Annotated in this window: 14 protein-coding genes; 8 read left to right on the top strand and 6 right to left on the bottom strand. The window is 68.4% G+C overall.

Features of this window, described 5'->3' with window-relative positions:
* The first annotated feature begins 112 nt into the window (after positions 1-112).
* From ACIA12_RS34835 to aceB, 3 genes are read left to right on the top strand one after another with little or no spacing between them, the layout of a single operon-like run.
* Positions 113-676: a TetR/AcrR family transcriptional regulator gene (locus tag ACIA12_RS34835; RefSeq protein WP_396371554.1), complete on the top strand. Its 564-nt coding sequence runs from the start codon at positions 113-115 to the stop codon at positions 674-676.
* Positions 673-1,536 (top strand): LLM class F420-dependent oxidoreductase, encoded by an 864-nt coding sequence (locus tag ACIA12_RS34830; protein ID WP_396371552.1) that lies wholly within the window; start codon positions 673-675, stop codon positions 1,534-1,536. Before ACIA12_RS34835 ends, ACIA12_RS34830 begins: the two co-directional genes overlap by 4 nt.
* Positions 1,537-1,549: 13 nt before the next feature.
* Positions 1,550-3,118: a malate synthase A gene (gene aceB, locus ACIA12_RS34825; protein WP_396371551.1), complete on the top strand. Its 1,569-nt coding sequence runs from the start codon at positions 1,550-1,552 to the stop codon at positions 3,116-3,118.
* Here aceB and ACIA12_RS34820 read toward each other — a convergent pair.
* The 6 genes from ACIA12_RS34820 to ACIA12_RS34795 form a co-directional block, all read right to left on the bottom strand.
* Positions 3,100-3,477 carry a cupin domain-containing protein gene (locus ACIA12_RS34820; protein WP_396371550.1) on the bottom strand — a complete coding sequence of 126 codons (378 nt, stop codon included), beginning with the start codon at positions 3,475-3,477 and terminating at the stop codon, positions 3,100-3,102. The two genes, aceB and ACIA12_RS34820, sit on opposite strands and share 19 nt — an antisense overlap.
* Positions 3,478-3,493: 16 nt before the next feature.
* Positions 3,494-5,956, bottom strand: a complete 2,463-nt coding sequence (locus ACIA12_RS34815; protein ID WP_396371549.1) for a VIT domain-containing protein — start codon at positions 5,954-5,956, stop codon at positions 3,494-3,496.
* Positions 5,953-6,756: a MerR family transcriptional regulator gene (locus tag ACIA12_RS34810; RefSeq protein ID WP_396371548.1), complete on the bottom strand. Its 804-nt coding sequence runs from the start codon at positions 6,754-6,756 to the stop codon at positions 5,953-5,955. The genes ACIA12_RS34815 and ACIA12_RS34810 overlap by 4 nt, the downstream gene beginning before the upstream one ends.
* Positions 6,757-6,787: 31 nt before the next feature.
* A complete protein-coding gene (locus ACIA12_RS34805; RefSeq protein ID WP_396371547.1) occupies positions 6,788-7,441 on the bottom strand; it encodes a Rid family hydrolase in 654 nt (217 codons plus the stop codon).
* On the bottom strand, positions 7,438-9,018 hold the full coding sequence (locus ACIA12_RS34800; protein WP_396371546.1) for a flavin monoamine oxidase family protein: 1,581 nt from the start codon (positions 9,016-9,018) through the stop codon (positions 7,438-7,440). Before ACIA12_RS34800 ends, ACIA12_RS34805 begins: the two co-directional genes overlap by 4 nt.
* Before the next feature lie 148 nt (positions 9,019-9,166).
* Positions 9,167-9,952, bottom strand: a complete 786-nt coding sequence (locus ACIA12_RS34795) for a S1 family peptidase (protein WP_396371545.1) — start codon at positions 9,950-9,952, stop codon at positions 9,167-9,169.
* A gap of 257 nt (positions 9,953-10,209) precedes the next feature.
* On the opposite strand from ACIA12_RS34795, the gene ACIA12_RS34790 reads away from it, so the two are divergent.
* From ACIA12_RS34790 to ACIA12_RS34770, 5 genes are all read left to right on the top strand, one after another.
* Positions 10,210-10,914, top strand: a complete 705-nt coding sequence (locus ACIA12_RS34790) for a GAF and ANTAR domain-containing protein (RefSeq protein WP_396371544.1) — start codon at positions 10,210-10,212, stop codon at positions 10,912-10,914.
* Between the two features lie 36 nt (positions 10,915-10,950).
* Entirely contained in the window at positions 10,951-11,919 is a 969-nt protein-coding gene (locus ACIA12_RS34785) for a TIGR03885 family FMN-dependent LLM class oxidoreductase (protein WP_396371543.1), read from the top strand.
* Positions 11,916-13,589 carry an alpha-amylase family protein gene (locus ACIA12_RS34780; RefSeq protein ID WP_396371542.1) on the top strand — a complete coding sequence of 558 codons (1,674 nt, stop codon included), beginning with the start codon at positions 11,916-11,918 and terminating at the stop codon, positions 13,587-13,589. The genes ACIA12_RS34785 and ACIA12_RS34780 overlap by 4 nt, the downstream gene beginning before the upstream one ends.
* A 196-nt stretch (positions 13,590-13,785) precedes the next feature.
* Positions 13,786-22,836: an RHS repeat-associated core domain-containing protein gene (locus tag ACIA12_RS34775; protein WP_396371541.1), complete on the top strand. Its 9,051-nt coding sequence runs from the start codon at positions 13,786-13,788 to the stop codon at positions 22,834-22,836.
* A complete protein-coding gene (locus ACIA12_RS34770) occupies positions 22,833-23,576 on the top strand; it encodes a hypothetical protein (RefSeq protein ID WP_396371540.1) in 744 nt (247 codons plus the stop codon). The genes ACIA12_RS34775 and ACIA12_RS34770 overlap by 4 nt, the downstream gene beginning before the upstream one ends.
* The last annotated feature ends 54 nt before the right edge of the window (positions 23,577-23,630 follow it).

Here is a 23,630-nt window from a genome sequence, read left to right as displayed (position 1 = left end):
CGCCAGACAATATCTGTACATGGGTACCCCGCGTGAGGTCGGCTGTGTCGGGAAACGTACTGGTAACAGTGCAGTCCGGATTCCTGTACCTACGCGTGGGTACAGTGGCGAGGTGGAGACAGCGGAACGGTTGATCCGGAGTACCCAGGAATTGCTCTGGGAACGGGGCTATGTCGGTACCAGCCCGAAGGCGATCCAGCTCGCCGCCGAGGCCGGTCAGGGCAGCATGTACCACCACTTCAGCGGCAAGGCCGAGCTCGCCAAAGCCGCCATCGAGCGGTCCGGCGCGGAGCTGCGGGAAGCCGCGTCGGAGCAGTTCGCAGGCACCGGTACGGCGACCTCCCGGATCACGAGTTATCTCGAGCGCGATCGCGAGGTGCTCAAGGGCTGCCGGATGGGCCGGCTGACCGCCGACCCGGACGTCATCGCCGATCCGGTACTGCGCGCGCCGGTCGCCGAGACCTTCGCCTGGCTCCGCGCCCGGCTCGCCGAGATCGTTGCTGAGGGCAAGAAGTCGGGCGAGTATCCGGCGTCGCTGGACCCGGAGCGGACAGCAGCCACCATCGCGGCCGTGCTGCAGGGTGGGTATGTACTGGCGCGGGCGGACGGGTCGGACCAGCCGTTCGAACTAGCCGTTCAAGGCCTGGTCGATCTGCTCAAGGGAGTTGCCTCGTGAGAATCGGTGCCATCTTTCCGCAGCTCGAGATCGGTGCCGATCCGGGCGTCGTCCGGGACTGGACCGAGACGGTCGAGGCGGCTGGGTACACACATGCGCTCGCCTATGACCACGTGCTCGGCGCCGACCCCGCCAACAGGCCGGGCTGGACCGGGTACACGGACAAGTCGCTGTTCCATGAGGTCTTCGTGCTCTTCGGGTACATGGCGGCCATCACGACGACGCTGGAGCTCGTCACCGGCGTACTGGTCCTCCCGCAGCGCCAGACCGCGCTGGCCGCGAAGCAGGCGGCCGAGGTCGACGTACTGAGCGGCGGGCGACTGCGGCTGGGAGTGGGCATCGGGTGGAACGCGGTCGAGTACGAGGCGCTCGGGGTGCCCTTCGAGCGGCGTGGCGCCCGGTTGACCGAGCAGGTCGAGTTGCTGCGGAAGCTCTGGGCCAAGCCGGTCATCTCGGCTGAGGGCCGGCACGAGAAGGTCGTCGAGGCGGGGCTGAACCCGTTGCCCCCGCGTCGGCGCATTCCGGTCTGGTTCGGCGGCGGGGCGGACGCGGTACTACGCCGTACCGGCCGGATCGGTGACGGCTGGATGCCGCAGAGCCCGCCGACCGCTGAGGCGCGTCGGCAGGTCGAGCTGGTCAGGTCGAGTGCGGTGGAGGCCGGCCGCGATCCGGCGGAGATCGGGTTCGAGGCGAGGCTGACTCTGGGTGCCGTACCGGAGAAGGAATGGCCTGATTTCGTCGAGGGATGGCGGGAGCTGGGGGCGACGCATCTCGGGGTGAATACGATGAACATGGGTCTCGGGAAACCCGAGGAGCATGCCGCCGTACTACGAGACGTCCTGCCGCTGTTGCGGGGCTGATGGGAGATCCGCTGTGTCTGTGGACGTCACCGGGCCGATGGGTGAGCGCTACGACGAGATCCTGAGCGAGCGGGCGCTGGAGCTGATCGGGCTCCTGCACCGGGAGCTGAACCCGCGCCGGCTGGAGTTGCTGGAGCGACGGCAGGCGCGGCAGGCGGAGATCGCGGCCGGTGGGTCGCTCGGGTTCCTGGAGGAGACGAAGGCGGTCCGCGAGGACCCGTCGTGGCGGGTGGCGGAGGCGGCTCCGGGGCTGGTCGACCGGCGGGTGGAGATCACCGGGCCGACCGACCGGAAGATGACCATCAACGCGCTCAACTCGGGCGCGAAGGTCTGGCTGGCCGACCAGGAGGACGCGAACACGCCGACCTGGGAGAACGTCGTCGGCGGGCAGCTCAACCTGCTCGACGCGGTCACCCGCAAGATCGACTTCACGTCAGAGGCCGGCAAGACCTACGCGCTGAAGCCCGACGAGGAGCTGGCGACGATCGTGGTCCGGCCGCGCGGCTGGCATCTGCCGGAGAAGCATCTGCTGGTCGACGGTGAGCGGACTTCGGGGTCGTTGGTCGACTTCGCGTTGTATCTGGTCGCCTGTGGACAACTGCAGCTCGACCGTGGCGCCGGGCCGTACTACTACCTGCCGAAGATGGAGTCGCACCTCGAGGCGCGGCTGTGGAACGACGCGTTCGTCCTGGCCCAGGACTTCCTCGGGCTGCCGCGCGGCACGATCCGGGCGACCGTGCTGATCGAGACGTACCCGGCGGCGTTCGAGATGGAGGAGATCCTGTACGAGCTGCGCGAGCACTCGGCCGGGTTGAACGCGGGGCGCTGGGACTTCATGTTCTCGGTGATCAAGACGTACCGGACCCGTGGCGCGGACTTCCAGCTGCCGGACCGCAACTCGGTGACGATGACGGTGCCGTTCATGCGGGCGTACACGGAGTTGCTCGTCCGGACCTGCCACAAGCGCGGTGCGCACGCGATCGGCGGGATGGCGGCGTTCATCCCGAGCAAGGATCCGGCGGTCAACGAGCAGGCGTTCGCGAAGGTCGAGGCGGACAAGACGCGCGAGGCGGGCGACGGCTTCGACGGGTCGTGGGTCGCGCACCCGGGCATGGTCGAGACGTGCAAGGCGGTTTTCAGTTCGGTGCTGGGTGACCGGCCGAACCAGCTCGACGTACTGCGCGAGGACGTGCACGTGACCGCCGAGCAGTTGCTGGACGTCGCCTCGACGCCCGGCTCGGTGACCGAGGCGGGCCTGCGAAACAACATCAGCGTGGCGATCCAGTACCTGGCCGCCTGGCTCGAAGGCACCGGTGCGGTCGGCATCTTCAACCTGATGGAGGACGCGGCCACCGCCGAGATCTCGCGCTCGCAGATCTGGCAGTGGCGGCAGAACAACGTCGTCCTGGACAGCGGCGCCACGGTCACCACCGACCTCGTCACCAAGCTCGCCGACGAGGAGATCGCCAAGCTTGATGATCCAGCACGTTTTGCCACCGCTCGCGAGACCTTCCTCGCGGTGGCACTCGCCGACGAGTACGTGGACTTCCTGACGCTGCCGGCCTACGAGCGCTTCAAGTAGTCCTCGACGTTCACGGTCGGGATGCCGCCACCCGCGCGAGCGATCACAGCGACGGAGACCTCGTCGGTGGGATTGCTCTCGCGGTGGATGGTGAAGGCCGGGACGTGGATGAAGTCGCCGGCCTCGGCGTCCAGGTAGCCCTCGCCGCCGTCGAACTCCAGCCGGAGGATGCCCGACACGACGTACAGGCTGGTCTCGTTGCGATCGTGGTGATGCCAGCCGGAGATGGCGCCGGGCTGGGTCTCGACCCGCCCGGCCCACAGGATCGGCAGCTCGAACGCCTTCTTGCGAAGCATTCCACTGGTCGGGTCGGTCGCCACCAGCTCGACCTCCCGGATCACCCGCACAGGCTCGCTCATGGGATCAGTCTGCCGCTCAGGACCGTTTCCAGAAATCCCTGGTGGGTGCTTTTGCGGGGGCTGTGGTGCCGGCGAACTCGTCGAGGGCTTGCAGGGTTTCCGCCCAGAGCGCGTCGAGCTGGGCGGCGTCGAGGGGGGTGGTGTCCAGGGACTTCAGGGTGGTGATGAGGGTGTGGAGCTTGGTGGCTTCGACGTTTCGGAGTACGGCTTCCAGGCGGGTGGCGAGGTCGGACAGGATGACGCGGCGTTGCGCGGCGGTCGGCGTACCGGCTGAGCGGAGGAGTTGCGCTTCGCCGGCTGCTTGAGCGCGGGCTTCGACCAGCGGGTCTGCTCCGGCCGGCTCGTCGAAGTCGGCACGGCTCGCCGCTACGCGTTTCGAGCTGCGGGAGAAGATGCCTGGTCCGCCACCGAAAGCCCGGCCTCGGTGTGCTTGCTCGTGGACGGGTATTGGGGCCGGGGCGCCTCCGGGAGCTGAGCCCATGGCGTTGAGGACTTGGGGGGCGAAGGCGGCTGCGGCGAAGCCGGCGGGTGGCGCGGGCATGGCGAGTTGGCGGGCGTCCCAGCCGGCAGGGAGTTCCACGGGTTGGGTGACGCGGTGCTTGGGGCCGCCTTCCGCGACGACCCTGGAGTCGACGGCGACGAGAGCCGTGAAGCGGCACAGGACGTGGTGCTTCAGGGAGACCGCGACGATCTGGTGTTCCAGCGCTTCGAGATCTGTTGAGGTGCCGCCGAACGTGTCGCTGGCGGTGACGTAGCGGTCTTCGAGATCGCGCAGGTGGCTGCGAGCCCAGACGGGGGCTGCGGCGCCTTCGGTTTGGACAGCTGGGATCGTCACCTGCCAGGGCTCGCCGGCGGGGGTGAGGCCGTGGAGGTGGGCTCTGGCGTTTTCGGGGGTGCCTCGGTAGCGGCCGCGGAGTACGAGCGGGACGCCGGCGAAGGCGTTCGGCATCCGGGCGGGGCTGATGGTGTCGTCGAGCAGGGTGAGACCGTCAGCGGTGAGGGTGAGGCTGGTGAGCAGCGGCGTACCGATCCTGAGGTGGATGCGGTCGAGTGCTTCGTCGAGGCGGTCCTCGCTCTCGACCAGTTCGCACCGGCCGCCGCCGAGCCCGGCCAGCCGACCGAGGAAGCCGGCATTGACGGCCTGGTCGATACCGACGGTGTGGATCCGTACGCCGGCCAGCGGGGTGGCCAGTCCAGCGAGAAGCTGGTCCTCGTTGCCTACCTGTCCATCGGTCACCAGGACGAGGACGCGGTCGCGTTTGCCGTCGTTCTCGCCGAGCAGGCGGGCGGCTTCTTGGAGCGGGGTGAACATTTCGGTGCCGCCGCGAGCGGTGAGGCCGGCGAGGTGCTCGACGGCGCGGAAGCGGTTGCGGTCGGTGCCGTCGGCCAACGCGTCTGACGGCAGGTCGGTCGGGCGCTCGATGACAGTGTCGAAGCTGAGTACGGCGAAGCGGTCGGTCGCGGTCAGGGTGTCGACGATCCGGGCGGCCGCGCGACGGGCGGCGACCATCTTCCAGCCGCTCATGCTGCCGGATCGGTCCAGGACGAGGACGACGTCGCGTGGTCTGGTCTGGGTGGTTTCGAGCGGAGGCAGGACGGTCAGCTCGAAGGTGCCTTCGGACTCGCCTGCTGGCTGGCCGTCGACGAGGTGCTGGTCGGGTTGGGTGGTGAAGGCGGTGGCGGTTGCCTCGGGTTCGCCGTACGCGAGCCTGAGGATGAAGTCGCGGTCGACGCGCTCGCCTGGGTTGATGGTGACGGTGGTCTGGCGGTCGCCTTGCTCGGTGGCGATCGCGTGCAGGCTGGAGCGGATGCCGTTGAGGGGCAGGCCGGCGGGGTCGATGTCGGCGCTGATACTCAGGCGGACGGGGTTCGGGAAGCCGGGGAGCAGGATCGGTGGGGTGATACGGGAGGCGTCCGGTACTGCGTCCGTGTCGGGGATGACTCCGTCGCCGACGGAGGGTCCGCTGATCGGCGTACCGGGGATGTAGCGCGGGGCGACGACGAGCGGGAGCCGGTACGTCGCTTCGCCGTCCTCGTAGGGGAGGGGGCCGACCAGGGTGAGCTGCACCGACACCCGCTCGCCCGGGACGATGTTGCCGACGCGAAGGGTGAAGATGTCGGGCCGCTCCTCCTCTGCGATCGACGCACGCTGGCCGGCTGCAATTGCTTGGTCGTAGGTCTCGCGCGCCTGGGCACGCTCCTGCAGCTCAGCCTCGACGGTGCGGCCGTCAGCAGTCATTCGCAATCCGGTCACCGCGGCGCGCGGGGGCAACGGGAAGATGTACGTCGCTTCCAGCGCCACCTCATGAGGATTCTGGAAACCCTGCGTCAATACGGTCCGCGCGACCAGCCCTGTGATGGTGGTCTGCACGTCGATGCTCTCCAGCGGAAGATTCCCCCGCTCGGTCTGCAAACTACCGAGCCCCGCATCAGAGACCGCTTCCAACTCGTCGGGTCGGAGGGTGGGCAGAACAGTCATGACTCGTCTCCTGACGATCGAGAAAGAAGCCCCTGCCGCCTCAACTCAGCAAGGAACGGAGCAGCCGCAGCAGCAAGCCGCTCGGCATCTAGTTCGCCCACCCCGTGATCCAGCACCACAGTCACACCCTCAGCAAGCCGGAAAGCCCCCATCACCGCGACCTCCGGCGCTATCGCGCCGGAGGTCGCGGGAAGAAGGTCGCGCGCCGAGGCGGCAGCGAGACGGTGAGCGGTGTCCGGGGCACCGGCGGCGGCGAGCACGTCGTGGTCCGCCGCACCGAGCGGAGCGGTAGCGCGCCGAGGGGTCTCGCCGGGCGCGGCGTCGGCGGGGATGGCCCCGGGGGAGCGGTCTGCCCAGAAGCGGGCGCGGGGCAAGGCGGGCTGGCTCGCCGGCGCAGCCGCGACCGGCTCGGCCATCGCACCGCCGGGTGCTGTCGGCTCGGGTATCGCGTTGGCTGCCACGCCCGCACCGCGTGGCGCGGGCGGGAGGGGGTTGGGGAGGGCTGCTATGGGTTCGAGGGTTTGGTTGGGGGCGCCGGCTAGTTCGGATTGGATTTGGGCGAGGGTGTGGCCTTGGGACTGGCGGCGTTTGATGGCTACCAGTTGCAGCAGATGGCGGCGGCCGTACAGGGCGGTACGGCCGCGCATCTCCGCCGGCCGATCGATTAGGCCGGTCGTCGTGTACCAGCGGATCGCCCGCTGATCGGGAACCGCGCGCACACGGCCATTGGCCTGGCCCGGGTAGTCGGCCAGTGCCGCTTCTACCCGTTCCGCCAACTCACTGAGGGTCCACAGTTCCATGGACGGATCATGACACTGTTATATGACAGTGTCAACGTTTGGGGTAGGCGGCGTCCACCTCCACCTCGACGAGCCAGCCGGCTACGGGGAGGTTCTCGATCTCGAGGGCGAAGCGGGAGGGGCGGGACTTGTTGATGACGAAAGGTCGCGCGGGGGCGGCGGTGCCCAGGGGTACGGGGACGAATTGGCCGGTGGTGAGGTCGGTGTTGGCGAAGTACTGGCGGTATGCCCGGTTCCAGCCGGCGAAGTCGGCGGCTGGGGCGCCCGCCGGGTTCTGCAGGAAGACGCGCATCGTGTAGACGTCGGAGTACGAGAGCCCGACCGCCTTGAGGTTCTCGCCGATCCGGCGCAAGGCGTTGATTCCCTGGGCTTCGGTGATCGTGACGCCGGCCGGCAGCACGCCACCGGGGAAGATGACAGTGTCGACGTACGACGCCTCGCTCCCCGCCGGAGCGTCGGTGTTCAACGCGGACGGCCCGAGCCCGCTCGTCTTGTAGATCGGGGTGTCGGCGCCGATCCCCACACCAGTGGCGATCAACGGATTCGCCTGACCGGCAGGCAGAGCCGGTACGACGGTGCCGGGCCGCGGCGGTTTCGGCCGATCCCACCAGACGTCGGCGCTCGCAGTACCGGCCGTGAAGGACAGGGCAACAATGGCAACGCCGGCAATCAGACGTTTCTTCATCGGCTCATCACCTTGCTGTGCAGGGCAGTCACGGTCGCCCGGGCGGAGACCATCGCGCCGTGCTGCCAGGCGATGGTGTGGGTGAGGTGGTCGCCGGCGAAGTAGATGTTGCCGGTCGGTTCGAGCAGCTTCGCGTAGACGCCGTCGGTCTGCGACGGCCAGCCGACCCACGAGCCGCGCGAGTACTCCGTCCCCGCCCAGTCCACCGAAAACGATGCCTTGATGTCCTTGCCGTAACCGTCGCCGTGGATTTTGATGCCCTGGGCAACAGCTCGCTCGAGCCGCGCGGCCGGGCTGAGTGCCCCGTACGCCGTAGCGTTGGCGCCCGTGTTGTAGTAGCCGATCATCGTCCCGCGCTCGCCGTGGAAACCGGTCGACGGATACCACATGTTCACCAGGTCCAGATTGCTGTTCGTGATCCCGCCGTAGATCCGGTGGTCGAGCTCCCACCAGCGCCGCCCGTACTCGATCCCGATCTTGCCTGCGTTGGTCGGTTTCGCGTACTGCAGAGCGCTGATGATCTCGCCCGGCAGGTTCGACGGCACGGTCGCCGCGATGTGCGGTGGCAGCGCGCAGATCGCGTAGTCGGCCTTGATCTCACGAGGTTTGCCGCCGCTGCTGTAGACCACCGAGACGCCGGCCGACGTGTTGCGCAACCCGAGCACCTTCGCGCCGTAGACGAACTTCTCCCGGCCGATCGCCCGCTCGAACGCGTACGGGATCCGGTCCATCCCGCCGACCGGCTGGAACATCATCATCGCCTGGTCCCAGCCGAACTCGAACGAGAAGTAGTTCCCGACCCCGCTGGCCAGCACATCACTCAGCCCGTACGGCGACGCGGTCCGGCCACCCTCCAACCCGGCGCCAGGTTCAACCTCGTACCCGCGCCGCCCATCGGCGCCCGTGTACCCGAAGCCGGCCGCTTTGTTGCCAATGGCACCAAAACTGCTGAGGAAGCCGATCAGCGCCTCCTTGTCGGTCGGCGTCAACAGGCTGTCGAGCGCGCCCTGATCGGTCGCCTTGGCAAGCAACTCGGAGACATAGCCGTAGACGTCGGCCTTCGCCGTCCGATGCCGGATCGCCTTGTTCGACAGGGAAGTGGCGCCCTCGCGGTAGAGATAGGCATCGGCGTTCTGGTTGACGAACGGCTCGATCGCCACGCCGAGTTCGCGGCAGTAGTCCAGCGTCACGTGATGCTGCGGGATGCGGCCGGGGCCGGCGTTCATGTACTGGCCCTTGGAGAATCTGGCCCGCTGCGTGTTGCCGTGCAGATCCTTCTCTTCGGTACCGCCGCGGACGGTCCAGTTCCGTCCGCCCGGCCGCTGCCGGGCCTCCAGCAGCGTCACCTGGTACCCGGCCTTGCCGAGTTCGTACGCCGAGGTCAGACCGGCGATCCCGGCGCCGAGGATGACGATGTGCTTCTTGCCGCGTCCGTTCAGGTCATTGCGCGTCGGCGCTGCGAAGGCCGGGGTCTCCGCGGCGGTGGTCAGGCCGAGCGCGCCCATCGTCGAGTACAAGACACCGGCTCCACCGGTGATGCCGACCTGTTGCAGGAACTGCCGTCGGGTCTGGGGCATGTGCCAACTCCTCACTAGGCGGGTGGGGTTGCCTAGAAAGGTAAGGACAAAGTGTTTCCCAGCCGTATCGGCGCTGTGAGTTCTTGGCGGCGATCGCGACAGTAATGTTACGTATTAACGACCCTGTGGGCGTGGCAGGTCTGCCGCGTTACTTGGCGAGCTGCGCTTGGAGGGTTTTCGCTGCTGAGGAGATCTGGGCATAGACGCCGGGGTAGCCGGGTTCGGCGCAGCCTTTGCCCCAGGAGACGGTGCCCAGCAGGCGCCCGTTGAGGACGAGGGGGCCGCCGGAGTCGCCTTGGCAGGCGTCGCGGCCGCCTTCGGGGTAGCCGGCGCAGATGTTGGTGGGAGCGGAGTAGCCGTTGGCGGTGTACTCCTTGTTGGCCAGGCAGGCCGCGTCGCCCAGGTCGGGGACGGCCAGCTTCTCGAGGGTGTCGGCGGGGCCCGTGTCCTGCGTGTCGCCCCAGCCGTAGACGGTCGGTACCGCGCCCTTGCGGTCGGCCTTCGGATTCGTCTCCAGCGGCAGGACCGGTACGCCGGTGAGCGGCCGGCTCAGCGTGAGGACGGCGAAGTCGTAGCGGTTCTGGTCGTGGTTGTAACCAGGGTGGACCCAGATCGACTTGATGCCGGAGGTGCGGCCGACACTGGTGTCGGTCAGGTCCGGCCGGCCCTGGATCGCGGTGTAAGTCGAGGCGGGCTGGATCATGCAGTGGGCGGCGGTGATGATCTTGTTCGCGCTGACCAGGGCGGCGCCGCAGTACCGGCCGGTCGCCTCGGCGGAGTTGGAGTTGGTCAGGGCGATCGCCCACGGCGCTTCGGTGGTGCTGGCCAGCGTTCCCCCGACGATCAGCTCGTGGTCATGGCCGTCCGAAGCAGTCGCCGCACTCGCGGTGACGAGCAGGAGGACGCTGGCGATGGCCGCAGCACGCTTCAACATGGGCCGAACCTACTGCACGTGTTGGCGTGAATGCGGTAAGTCATCAGGCAGGTCGGGTCCGGATCGTGCATAGGTCTGCGGAGTAAGGGCACAGGGCGGTCAAGAGGTTGTCGGAACTCGAGGTCCCACAACCTCCAGGCCCCGGCGTTGAGGAAACCAGCGCCGGGGTCGCCTCATTGCTGGATCCATGACGCACACTGGGGACCAAGAGCGCCGAGTTCCCGGGGGGAAGATCGGCTTCCGGCAAGGAGCTGATGATGATCGACGAACAGTCCGCACATCTGGAGATCGCCGCGGCGATGACCGAGGTCGCGGCCGCGATGACCGGGCCGAGTGATCTGGACGAGACGCTGCAGGTGATCACCCGCTGCACGGTGGACACCATTCCGGGCATCGTCGAGGCGAGTATCTCGATCACCACCAAGGACGGCCGGATCGAGACGCTGGCGCCGACCGGTCCGCTGGTCACCCGCGCGGACCACCTCCAGTACGAGCTGGGTGAGGGCCCGTGCCTCGACGCGGCCGTCGCGGAGCCGGTGGTCGCGGTGGACGACCTCGCCGCCGACCCGCGCTGGCCGGATTTCGGTCCGAAGGCGGCGGCGCTCGGTTTCGGTTCGCAGGTCGCGTTCCAGTTCCGGGCCGAGCCGCATGTCCGCGGCGCGCTCAACCTGTACGCGCTGGAGCCGAACGCGATCGACGAGGACTCGGTCCAGCTCGGCAGCATGTTCGCCGGCCAGGTCGCCATCGCGATGGGCTGGGACCGCCAAGACCGCACCCTGACCGAGGCGCTCGCCACCCGCAACCTGATCGGCCAGGCGGTCGGCATCGTGATGGAGCGCTACAAGCTCGACTCCGACCGGGCCTTCGCCTTCCTCACCCGGCTCTCCCAGACCAGCAACACCAAGCTCAACGCCATCGCCAAGGCGCTGGTCCAGCAGACGAACGACCTCTCCCGGCAGTAGACCGTGTAACCCCGCGCCACATGGGCACGGGAAGCCATGACTGTCTACGGCTTCCATGCCTCGCACGAACAGGTCCCGCCCGCCGACCTGCTGAAGGCGGTGGTACGGGCCGAGCAGGCCGGGTTCACGGCGGCGATGTGTTCCGACCACTTCAGTCCCTGGAGCACCCGCCAGGGTGAGTCGGGGTTCGCGTGGTCCTGGCTCGGCGCCGCGCTCCAGGCCACCGAGCTGTCCTTCGGTGTCGTCAACGCGCCCGGTCAGCGCTACCACCCGGCGATCATCGCGCAAGCGATCGGCACGCTCGCGTCGATGTATCCGGGCCGGTTCTGGGCAGCGCTCGGCACCGGCGAGGCGAGCAACGAGCACATCACCGGCGACCGCTGGCCGCGCAAGGAGGTCCGCCAGCAGCGGCTGGAAGAGTCCGTCGAGGTGATACGGAAACTCCTGCAGGGTGAGGAAGTGAGCCACGACGGGCTCATCACGGTCGACCGGGCGAGGCTGTGGACGTTGCCGGCCGAGCCGCCCGCGTTGCTCGGTGCGGCGGTCTCGACGGCGACTGCGGAGAGATGCGCCAAGTGGGCCGACGGGATGATCACGGTCCCGGCCGAGGACGACCAGTTGCGCCGGATGATCTCGGCGTACAAGGACAACGGCGGTCGCGGGAAGGTCTGCCTGCAGGTGCATCTGAGCTATCACCCGGACGAGGCCGAGGCGATGCGGATCGCGCACGAGCAGTGGCGGACCAACGTGTTCTCGCCGCCGTTCTGCTGGGACACCGAGACTGCCGAGGCGTTCGACCAAGCAGCCGAGCATGTTCGGCCCGAGGCGATGCACCAGGCCGTGCGGATCTCGTCCGACCCGGCGCGGCACGCGGACTGGCTCAACTCGTACGCCGGGTTGGGGTTCGACGCGATCTATCTGCATCACGTCGGCCAGGAGCAGGAGGAGTTCATCGACGTGTTCGGCGACAAAGTACTGCCCCAACTGGAGGTGACCCGTCCGTGAGACTGACCGAGACCGCTGACGTCTGGTGGAAGAACGCCGTCGTCTACTGCCTGGACATCGAGACCTTCTTCGACACCGACGGCGACGGCCGCGGGGACATCCGCGGACTGTCGCAACGGATCGACCACCTGCACGAGCTCGGCGTGACGTGCCTGTGGCTGATGCCGTTCTATCCGACGCCGGATCGGGACGACGGATACGACATCACCGACTTCTACGGAGTGGACTCCAGGCTCGGTACGCACGGTGATCTGGTCGAGCTGATCACGCTGGCGCAGGACCGGGGAATCCGGGTGATCGCGGATCTGGTGGTGAACCACACGTCCGACCAGCATCCGTGGTTCCAGAGCGCCCGGGCGTCGCGCACCTCGCCGTACCGGGACTGGTATGTCTGGCGCGACGAGCCGCCGGCGAACCAGCACGAGGGGATCGTGTTCCCGGACCAGGAGGACAGCCTGTGGCAGTACGACGAACAGGCCGGCCAGTACTACCTGCACCAGTTCTACAAGCATCAGCCCGATCTCGACATCGCGAACCCGGCGGTGCGCGAGGAGATCCTGAAGATCATCGGCTTCTGGCTGCGGCTGGGGCTGTCCGGCTTCCGGGTCGACGCCGTGCCCTTCCTGCTGGACACCAGCGGCGCGACGGACGCCGCGAACCTGGCCGACCCGCACGACTACCTGCGTGACCTGCGCGCTTTCATGAGCCGGCGGGACGGGCAGGCAGTGCTGCTCGGTGAGGTGAACCTGTCGTACAAGGACACCCGGACCTTCTTCGGTGACGAGGACGGCGACGAGCTGACGATGTGCTTCGACTTCATCGGCATGCAGAGGCTGTACCTCTCCCTGGCCCGCAACAACCCCGCGGAGCTGGTCAAAGCGCTGCGCGAGCGGCCCGAGCCACCGGAGGAGGCGCAGTGGGGGACCTTCGTCCGCAACCATGACGAGCTGACCCTGGACAAGCTGACCAAGGACGAGCGGCAGGAGGTCTTCGACGCGTTCGGCCCGGAGGAGGACATGCAGCTCTACGGTCGCGGGCTGCGCCGCCGCCTCCCGGGGATGCTCGGCAACGACCAGGCCCGGATCAAGATGGTCTACAGCCTGCTGTTCTCCCTGCCCGGTACGCCGGTGCTGTTCTACGGCGAGGAGATCGGCATGGGCGAGAACCTGGCGGCCGACGGGCGGAACGCCGTACGGAGCCCGATGCAGTGGACCACCGGCCCGACCGGCGGCTTCTCCACGGCCGATCCCGACAATCTGGCCGGGCTGGTGGTCGAGGGCGAGCTGTCCCCCGAGCACGTCAACGTGGCCGCGCAACGCCAGGACCCCGACTCGCTGCTGAACTGGATCAAGCTCCTGACCCGGCGCTACCGGGAGTGCCCCGAGCTGTCCTGGGGCGAGTGCACCATTCTCGAGCACGAGGCACCGTCGGTCTTCGCGCATCGGTCGGACTGCGAGAACGGCACGGTGATCGCGCTGCACAACTTCTCCGCCGAGCCCGCCGACATCACCCTGGCCGTCGCGGGCGCCGGTGTCGGCGTACGGGTGGCCGACCTTCTCACCGGGGCGACGACTGACCTCGACAACGACGGCACGCTGCGTCATCGAGTGGAGGGCTACGGCTGCTGCTGGCTGCGCGTCCTCCGGCCTGGGGACAGATACCTCGTCTGAGTGAGCGTTGTCCAACAGGACAACGCGAGCAGTTCGGGGCGGTTCTGGGCAGTCGGTGCCGATTGTGGGCAGCGGCGTCCAAGCCGCGGTTTACCTGCATAGAATCCCCCGGCGGCCGTGGATCGGCCGTCGGGGGATTTCTTGTTCGCATGCAGGTTTCTGCTGGGGGTTGTCTGTGCTGCGTCGATGCATCGTCATGCTCGTTTCCGCCTCGCTTCTCACCTCGTCTGTGGTGGTCCCGGAGGCCACGGCCAGGCCGGCCGCCGCTGAGGTTCCAGCGAGCACCACCCAAGCTGCGGCCGCTGCTGAGCTGCAGCCGGCTGCCGGTCAGTTCGTGCCGGTCGCGCCCGCGTCGGTGATCAACGGAGTCGCAGTGGCCGCCGCCGGGGTCTCGACCGTCACGGTCGCCGGTGCCAACGGCATTCCCGCCGCCGCGCAGGTCAGCGCCGTGGCCGTCCAGGTCACCGCGATCGGGACCACGGCCGCCGGCTACATCCAGACCTACGCAGCCGGTACTACGCGCCCCGCCGACAGCACCACCAACTTCGTCACCGGTCGCAACACGGCCAGCTATGACGTCGTACCGGTGTCCGCGTCGGGACAGATCAGCGTCTACTCCAGCGCCGCGTCGAAGGTCTGGGTCAGGCTCCGCGGGTACTTCACCTCGTCGTCGGCCGTGACTGCCGGCTCGACCTTCGTCCCGCTCGCGCAGACCACCGTGATCAACAACGTCGCGCTGGCCGCCAACGGGACCACCAGCTACACCTTCGCCGGCGCCAACGGCATCCCTGCGGCCACCGACGTCGCCGCGGTCGCCCTCGAGGTCACGTCGGCCGCACCGACGGCAGCAGGCGTCCTCAAGGCCTATCCGACCGGCGAAGCCGCACCGGCCGACGCGGTCGTGAACTACCCGGTCACTCAGGCCCAGACCAATTACGAGACGGTCAGGCTGTCCGCTGCCGGGCAGGTGACCTTCTCGGCCAGCGGCGCCACCAAGCTGACCGTCCGCCTCCGCGGCTACTACTCCAAGCCGACCGCGACCAAAGCAGCCGCCTCGTACGTCCCAGTCGCCCCGGCGACCGTCGTGAACAACGTCGCCCTGGCAGCAGCCGGTACTACGACCGCAACCCTCGCCGGCGCCAACGGTGTGCCAGCCGCAGCGACTGTCGCGGCCGTCGATGCCAACGTGGTCGCATCCGCCCCGACCGCCGCAGGCTTCCTGACCGGCTACGCAGCCGGTACCACGCGCCCGACCGACGCCTCGGTGTACTACGCCAACGCCACCAACACGGCTGCCCACGACACCCTCAAGATCTCGTCGGCCGGCCAGACCACCTTCTACGCCAGCGGCGCGACCAAGCTGCTCCTGCGTCTGCGCGGCTACTACAAGAAGGCCACGGCTCCACTGGCTCCGACCGGCATCACCGCTGCAGCCGCGGACGGCCGGGCCACCATCGGCTGGACCGTCCCGAAGGACGGTGGCGCCGCAATCACCGGCTACACGGTCACGGCGAACCCGGGCAACCTCAAGACCACGGTCGGGGTGACCGGTACCGCGACTGTCACCGGCCTGACCAATGGCACGCCGTACACGTTCGTAGTACAGGCCATCAACGCTGCGGGCACCAGTGCTGCGTCTGCCGTCTCCAAGCCCGTCGTGCCGATGGGTGGCGAGGTCCTCTACGCCCATGACGCCGCAGGCCGGGTCAAGGCCGTGTTCACCTCAGACGGCGCCGGTGTCGCGTACCAGTACGACGCTGTCGGCAACATCACCGCCACCCAGGCATTGCCCGCCAACCAGTTGTCCGTCGCGCAGGCCGGTCCGGCGACCGCTGTCGTCGGCGACTCTTACGAGATCTACGGCACCGGCTTCGGGCTCGACCCCGAGCAGGTGTCGGTGACCATCGGCGGTGCCACCGCGCCGATCACCTCGTTGCGACGCAACCACCTGGTCGTCACCGTGCCTGCGGCGGCAACCACCGGCCAGGCCTTGGTGACGGTCGCCGGTACGACGGTCACCGCCGGCTCGGTCACCTTGCTGGCCGCGCCGCAGGTCACGAGTGTCAGCCCGGCGATCGTCGACCGTGGAGCGACGTTGACCGTCTCCGGCAGCAACTTCGCCCCGGCGACCACCGCCAACACCGTGTCGGTCAACGGCACCAAGGTGCAGGTGCTCTCGGCGACCCCGACGACGCTCACCGTCCGGGCGCCCGGCTTCGGCGTGGCCGGCAAGCTGATGGTCCGGACCCGCGCGGGCGCTGTCACCTCGGCCGGGCAGGTGACCGTTCCGCCGTCGCCGTTCCTGGCGGTGGACGTCGCGGCCTCGGTGCACCTCACTCCCGACGCCCCCGCGACCATCACGATGGCGACGTCCAACCAGCTGGCCTTGTTCAGTATCGACGGCACTGCCGGGCAGCGGCTCGGGTTCCAGGTCGACGAGACGATCAGCGGTTGCTACGAAGCGCACATCTGGGCGCCGGACCGCACCGCGGCGTACGCCGAGGAGACGATCTGCGGCAAGGACTACCTCGAACTGCCGCGACCGGCCGTCAACGGCACCTACCTGGTCGAGCTGGACCCGCGGAACCCCGAAACCGGCACCTTCACCGTGGTGGCCAGGCAGAGTGCCGATCTCACCGCGCCGCTGACGATCGACGGCCCGGCCGCGAGCCTCACCACGACCGTCGCACCCTCCCATGCGACCTTCACCTTCACCGGCGCCAAGGGCCAGCTCGTCTTCACCACGCTGACCGCGCCCAGCAACCTGGCCTCCGGGGCGGTGCTCTGGGGTCCGCACGGCCAGAAGCTGGTCACCACCAATTCGTACTACGGCAGTACGAGTGGCTTCCTCACCTCGGTCCTGCTACCCGAGGACGGCGTGTACACCGTCGATGTCGATCCCTACAACTTCGAGCTCGGGACGTACACCGCCCAGGTCAACCTGGTCCCGACGCCGATCTCCGCGACCACCACGCTCGACGGAGCGGCCGCGCGACTGACCATCACCAAGCCAGGGCAGACCGGCTCGGTCGCTTTCACCGGTACGCAGGGCCAGTTGGTCCACGTCGACCTCGCCACCCAGCTGACGTCGACAGCGACCGGCAAGGTCACCCTGCGCGGTCCGGACGGCTCGTTCCTGTTCCGGGACCAGACCTGGACCTACTTCATGGACTACCTCGCCGACCGCTACGTGCTGCCGCAGACAGGTGAGTACCTGTTGCTGGTCGAGCCGGCCGGCGCCCAGACGGGCACCATCGACGTTGCGGTCAACACGATCCCGGCGGATGCCGTCGTCGCCACCACGGTCGATGCCGCGGCGGTTGCTGTCAGCAACAGTAAGCCGGGGCAGCTGGCCCGGATGACCTTCCCCGCAACGGCCGGCCAGCGGGTGATGGTCACCTGCGTCGCGATCACCGGTCACGAGTACGACGTCAGCTACCAACTGCTGAACCCGGCCGGCACGAAGGTCGAGACCGGCAACTGCGCCTCGTCGGACAAGGGCATCCTGTTCGACACCCGGGCGCTGACGGCAGGCACCTGGACCGTCCTGGCCGACCCGAACCGGGCACTCCTGCTCACCTCGACCCTGCGGGCCGTCTCGGTCGCAGCGGACCCGGTGGTCAACTCGACGCTCGGCTCCAGCCCGGTGGTCAACCTCCTGCCGGGCCAGAACGGGACTGTCGTCTTCCCGGTCACAGCAGGCCAGCGCATCTACGTCGGCTGCACCCTGACCGTTCCGGACCAGCAGTACGACATCTCCTTCGAGTTGCTGCGCCCGGACGGCACCAAGGCCGACACGGGTAGTTGCTACACCTCCTTCAAGGGAGAGCTCTTCGACACTGTCACGGCCGCGGCCGGCGGCAACTGGACCGTGCGGATGGATCCGAAGCTCAACGCGAACGCCGGCGCGACGATCGGCCTGTACGCCGTACCGGCCGATGCGGCTCCGACCGCGACGATCGGCGGGGCGGCGGTCACCTTCGACACCGTCGTCGGCCAGAACGCGACGGTCTCCTTCACTGCCACCGCAGGGCAGCGCGTGCTGATCGGCTGCAGCCTCGTGGACTGGGCTGCCAAGCAGTACGACGTCTCCTTCAAGCTGCTGCGCCCGGACGGCACCACGGAGAAGACCACCAGTTGCTACGAGTCCAGCGGCGGCATGCTGGTCGACACGCTCGCCCTCTCGCAGGCGGGGACGTGGCAGCTGTTCGTCGACCCGGACTACATGGTGACGGCCCGGACCACTGTCCGCCTGTACTCCGTACCGGCCGACGTCGCGAAGACCACGACCGTCGGCGGCGCCGGGGTGAGCATCACGACTGTGGTCGGCCAGTCGGGCACGATCACGTTCACTGGTACGGCGAGCCAGAAGATCAAGGCCACCGTGAGTTCGTCGAGCTACCCGGCGTGTGGGGGCTACCTGCGGCTGCGGAACTCGGCCGGCACCAACCTCACGTCGACCTGCCTGACGGCGGCCAGCTACCTGACCTACACGCTGCCGTCCGCGGGCACCTACACGCTGTTCGTGGACCCGGCGGAGCTGAGCGCCGGCACTGCGACGATCGCGGTCGCCAACAACCCGACGGCGGCTGCCGCGAACCTCGAGGACCGTCGGGACTTCCCGCGCGCCGAGCCGACGGCAGCTCCCACTCGGGCTGTCAAGACAGCCGATGAGGAGCCGCCGCCACCGGTCTATCCGCGGAAGCGGGACGCGTCGCTGACCGGACGGATCCTGCGCACCGACGGCAAGCCGCTGGCCAACGTGACGGTTCGGGTCGCCGATCGCGCGGTGAAGACGAAGGCGGACGGATCGTTCGTGCTGACGCGTCTTCCGCAGGGCACCTACCTGTTCGCGATGGACGGCAGGACGGCGTCGACCCGGCGGACGAAGTACGGGTACTTCGATGTCCAGGTCAACCTGCGCAAGGGCGCGAACAAGCTGTTCTACCAGCCGTACCTGCCGATTCTCGACACCGCGAACGAGATCAGCATCGCGGGCCCGACGACGGAGCCGGTCGTCCTCAAGACCCCCAAGGTGAAGGGCCTGGAGGTGCACATCCCGGCCGGGGTGACGATCACCGACGCCGATGGCAAGAAGGTGACGAAGGTTGGGATCACGCCGATCCCGGTCGACCGGACGCCGATCCCGATGCCCAAGGGCGTGCAGGTGCCGGTGTACTTCACGGTCCAGCCCGCCGGCGGTGAACTGCACGGCGGCACGGCGAAGATCTACTACCCGAACTACCTCGACCAGAAGCCCGGCACCCGGCTCAACTTCTGGAGCCACGAGAAGTACGCCGAGGGCTGGGAGGTCTACGGGATCGGGACGGTGACGTCGGACGGGACTCAGGTCCGGCCCGACCACGACACCGCGATCGAGAACTTCGACGGCGCGATGATCAACGTCTCGGGCTGGCTGGAGGGCCTGACCAAGGGCATCCTCGAGGCGCTCGGCTCGGCCGGTGACCCGGTCGATCTGGGCACCGGACGGTTCACCTACACGCAGACCGACCTGACGCTGGGTGGCAACATCCCGATCGAGGCAGAGCGCGCCTACAGCTCCGGCGACGGCCGGGCCCGGCCGTTCGGGATGGGCACGATCGGGACGTACGACACCTTCCTGACCTCCAAGAAGCAATGGCAGGAAGCCGATCTCAACCTGATCGACGGCAGCCAGGTGCACTTCGCCCGGACCTCGCCGGGGAGCAGCTTCACCGACGCTGCCTTCGAGGCGCGCGGGACGACCGGGCAGTTCGCCGGCGCCACGATGGCGTGGAACGGTCGCGGCTGGGACCTGCGGCTGCGCGACGGCACCGTGCTGATCTACGGCGACGAGGCTCCGCTGCAAGGGATCCGGGACCGCTTCGGCCACACCGTGACGATCCGGCGGATCGCGAAGAACGTCTACGGCAGCCAGATCGGCGCGATCGTCTCGATCACCTCGTCGGAGGGCTTCTGGCTGACCTACGACTACGACACGGCCGGTCAGGTCCTGGCGATCCACGACAACGCCGGGCGCACCGTCTCGTACACGTACGAGACGGGGCTGCTGAAGACCGTGACGGACGTGAACGGCGGTGTCACGACGTACGGGTGGGACACGGCCAAGCGGCTGACGACGATCACCGACGCGAAGGACCAGTTGTTCCTGACGAACACCTATGACGCGAACAACCGGGTGATCCAGCAGAAGCTGGCCGATGGCGGGCTGTACAAGTTCGACTACGTGCTGGACAGCACCGGCAAGAAGGTGGTGAAGACCACCGTCACCGATCCGGCCGGTGCCAAGCGGGTGGCCGAGTACGACGCGTCGGGTTATCTGGTCAAGGACACCAGCGCCTCCGGTACTGCGAACGAGCAGGGGTACAGCCTGGAGCGCGACCCGGCGAGCCACCTGCCGACCAAGACGACCGACACCGACGGCCGGTCGATGGTCAGCACCTACAACGCGGACCAGCAGGCGACCTCGACGACCGTCACGCTCGGGGCCGAGCAGCAGCAGGAGACGGCGACGTACAACGGACCTGAGGGCGCGATGGACTCGACCACCGACGCGCTGGGCAACACCACCCGCTACACGTTCGATGCCAAGGGCAACGTCGAGACGACCACCGACGGGGAGGGACGCAAGACCACCTACGAGTGGAACGACGAGGGGTTGATGACCAAGCAGACCCCGGACGGCGCCGGCTCGACGACGTACGAGTACCTGGACGGGATGACATCGGCGGTGACCGATCCGCTCGGCCGCAAGACGACATACGGGGTCGACCCGGCCGGGCGGGTGCAGGAGACGATCGGGCCCGACGGTGGCGTCTCCACCGTGCAGTACGACGCTGCCAACCAGGTGCTGTCGACCAAGGATCCGCTGGGCGCGATCACGACGTACAAGTACGACAAGAACGGCAACCTGGAGTCGCTGAAGGACGCCCGGGGTGGCACGACCAGCTGGTCGTACGGCCTGATGGACCGGGTGCACGAGCTGACGGACCAGGTCGGCAAGAAGACGACCTACACCTACAACGCGCTCGGGCGGCCGGAGACGATCACGGACCGGCGTGGGCTCACGACCGAGTACCGGTACGACGAGCTGCAGCGGGAGGTGTTCACCGGGTACGGCCGGACCGGCTCACCGGGTGCGTACCAGTACCAGTCGACGCTGGTCTCGGCGTACGACGACAAGGGCCGGCTCGAGTCGGTCACCGACTCCACTGCGGGGGCAGGGGCGGTCGCCTACACGTACGACGGCAAGGACCGGGTCGCCACCGAGACGACTCCGCAGGGCACGATCACGCGGGAGTGGGACGACACGGGCCGGTTGAAGACGCTCAAGGTGCCGGGGCTGCCCGACACCGCCTACGAGTACGACAGGTCGGACCGGCTGACCAAGGTCACACGCGGAGCGGTCGTGGCGTCGTACGGGTACGACTCGACCGGGCGGCTCAAGACGCAGACGCTGCCGGGTGGAGTTGTACGCACCTCGTCGTACGACCTCGCTGGAGGCCTTACCGGGTTGACGTTCACGTCCGGCGCGCAGGTGCTTGGTGACCTGACCTATCACTACGACGCTGCTGGCCAGCTGGACCGTACTGGTGGCTCGTGGGCGCGTGCGGACCTGCCGTCGCCGGTCGGGTCTGCTGAGTTCGATCCGGCCAACAGGCTGACCTCGCTGGACGGTGTCACCCGGACCTATGACCCGGAAGGCAACCTGACGGACGATGGCACCTCGACGTACGCATGGAACGCCCGCGGCGAGATGACGTCGACCACGGGTGCAGTAGGAGCCTCGCAGATGCGCTACGACCCACTGGGGCGTCGCATCGGGGCCACTGTCGGCGGCGAGACCTGGAACCTCCGGTACGACGGCGACAACGTGCTGGTCGAGGACGGCCCGGGTACTGCGGACGCGACGTACCTGTCCGGGCTCTCCACCGACTCGGCGGCCGCGCGGGTCGATGGGCTGGATGGGACGGGCAGTGCCTCGGCACTGCTCACCGACCGGCAGGGCTCGGTGGTGGCGAGGACGGTTCCGGGCACTGGGACCGTGGCGGCGGAGTACACGTACGACCTGTACGGCAAGGCGCGCTCCAGCCTCGCGGGCGACGCCAACCCGGTTCGCTACACAGGACGCGAGTCCGGGCCGGGTACGCCGGCAGGGCTGCAGTTCAACCGTGCCAGGTGGTATGAGCCGGGTACTGGTCGCTTCCTGTCCGAGGACCCGGCCGGGTTCGAAGGAGCGGGGCCGAACCTCTACTCGTACGTAGACGGCGACCCGGTCGACGCCACGGACCCCAGTGGCGCGGTACCGCAGATCGTCGCGGCCTGCGCCGGTGGGGCGATCATCAACACCGTCGCTGGCGCACTGCTGGGCCGCAAGCACTCCGCTGGCGACTACCTGCGCGGGCTGGCCAAGGGCTGCGTCGACGGGGTGCTGATGTTCGGGGTCGGCAAGTTCCTCAGCGTCGGACTGCGCTCGGCCCGGCCGTTCGCCCGGTACCTCGACGAGGCGGCCGAGACAGCGGCCAAGGCCTGCAGCTTCACCGGCGAGACGCTGGTACTGATGGCCGACGGCTCCAAGAAGCCCATCTCGCAGGTGGAGGTCGGCGACGAGGTACTGGCGACGGATCCCGAGACCGGCGAGCAGGGGCCGCACAAGGTCACCCAGGTCTTCGAGCACTCCGACCGGGTGATCGATCTCGAAGTGGCCGGCGAGGTGGTCACGACGACGGCGAACCACCCGTTCTGGGACGCCACCGACCAGCGGTTCGAGCCCGCCGCCGAGCTGGACTGGGGCGACCAGGTCCAGTCGGCCGATGGCAGGCGCTTCACGATCGGTGGGCTGAAGACCGGTGGCGCCCGGCAGGCGACGGCGTACAACCTCAGCGTCGAGGGCATCCACACGTACCACGTGGGTCCGGACGAACTGCTGGTGCACAACGCGTGCGTGATCCCCAAGATCACCCCTCGCGGCCTGCAGCACTCGTTCGGGCGGCATGCCGAGCAGTGGTTCGGCCGCGAGGTCGGAGCGAGCAAGATGGGCGAGTGGAGCGCGCTGATCCAGCGGGCGTCGCAGAGCGGCAAGGTGTTCCCGTGGTCTAGCGGCTCGACCGCTACCCAGGCGCACCTGGCCCGGATCGACGGCAAGTGGTTCGTCGCCCAGTTCGACCGGACCACCGGTGACCTGGTGACGGCCTTCGTACCCAACAACAAGCAGGTGTCCGCGATGCTGCGACTATTGGGCAAGTGAGCAAGGACGCGCTCTATCCGGAACCACCGCACCTGACGATCGCAGTGTGGTCGCCCGAGGACGAGGAGTCGGTCTTCGGGCGAGCCTGCGACGTCGTGGCGGCCGCGGGCTGTGTACCGGCCGGAGTAGTCCAGTCAGCGCCTCGTGGGCAGCAGTACGCGATGCTGCAGGACCTGGACGACCGGTCGACGGCGCAGCTCGACGCGGACGCCTTCGAGACGGCCGTGCACGGCCGCGATCCGGTCCTGCGGCCGCTCGAGGCGGGGTACCGAAGCAAGAGGTGGGGCACGGTCGTCGTGGAGCACCTCTTCGGTACCGAGGGGGAGAAGCACCCGGTGGCGGTGTCGCTGGCCGCCGACCGGCTCGGGCTCCCCGACTCCACCTGGAAGGCGAGCGACCGGAAGGCGGCTCGCCGGCTGGCGGAGTGGGCGACCGGGGTACTACGGGAACTCACGCTCAGTACTGGAGCCATGTACGGCGCGATCGGGGTGGAGGAGACACTGCCGACCCCGAGCGCGCTGCGTGCGGGTGAGCCGGCCGGGAGCGTCGTGTACGTCGGGTCGGCGCTACCCGGCGTACAGGCCCGGTTCAGGGCGGCTGTGCCGGGGGTGCAGTGGCCGACCGGAGAGTTCTTTCCCGGCTGGCACCCGTTCGCCGAGTCGCCGGAGCCGGTCGACCGGAAGGGGCTGGCGGCTGCCTCGGTCGCGCTCGGGCAGGCGCTTTCCGGCTCCGCCGGGTGAATTCACGGCATGGAAACGCACCACGGCTCCGCACCTGGGGGTTGGGGTGGGTAC

It is taken from the genome of Kribbella sp. NPDC051620 (genome assembly GCF_044453825.1).
Lineage (GTDB): Bacteria > Actinomycetota > Actinomycetes > Propionibacteriales > Kribbellaceae > Kribbella.
The sequence above is the reverse complement of the archived record's forward strand: the minus strand, read 5'-3'. Positions and strand labels throughout refer to the sequence as shown.

Excerpts from the sequence above, each read along its gene's own strand:
- ACIA12_RS34805 (WP_396371547.1), bottom strand. The coding sequence starts at position 7,441 with ATGAAGAAACGTCTGATTGCCGGCGTTGCCATTGTTGCCCTGTCCTTC.
- ACIA12_RS34810 (WP_396371548.1), bottom strand. The coding sequence starts at position 6,756 with ATGGAACTGTGGACCCTCAGTGAGTTGGCGGAACGGGTAGAAGCGGCA.
- ACIA12_RS34820 (WP_396371550.1), bottom strand. The coding sequence starts at position 3,477 with ATGAGCGAGCCTGTGCGGGTGATCCGGGAGGTCGAGCTGGTGGCGACC.
- ACIA12_RS34775 (WP_396371541.1), top strand. The coding sequence starts at position 13,786 with ATGCTCGTTTCCGCCTCGCTTCTCACCTCGTCTGTGGTGGTCCCGGAG.
- ACIA12_RS34800 (WP_396371546.1), bottom strand. The coding sequence starts at position 9,018 with ATGCCCCAGACCCGACGGCAGTTCCTGCAACAGGTCGGCATCACCGGT.
- ACIA12_RS34795 (WP_396371545.1), bottom strand. The coding sequence starts at position 9,952 with ATGTTGAAGCGTGCTGCGGCCATCGCCAGCGTCCTCCTGCTCGTCACC.
- ACIA12_RS34790 (WP_396371544.1), top strand. The coding sequence starts at position 10,210 with ATGATCGACGAACAGTCCGCACATCTGGAGATCGCCGCGGCGATGACC.
- ACIA12_RS34815 (WP_396371549.1), bottom strand. The coding sequence starts at position 5,956 with ATGACTGTTCTGCCCACCCTCCGACCCGACGAGTTGGAAGCGGTCTCT.
- ACIA12_RS34785 (WP_396371543.1), top strand. The coding sequence starts at position 10,951 with ATGACTGTCTACGGCTTCCATGCCTCGCACGAACAGGTCCCGCCCGCC.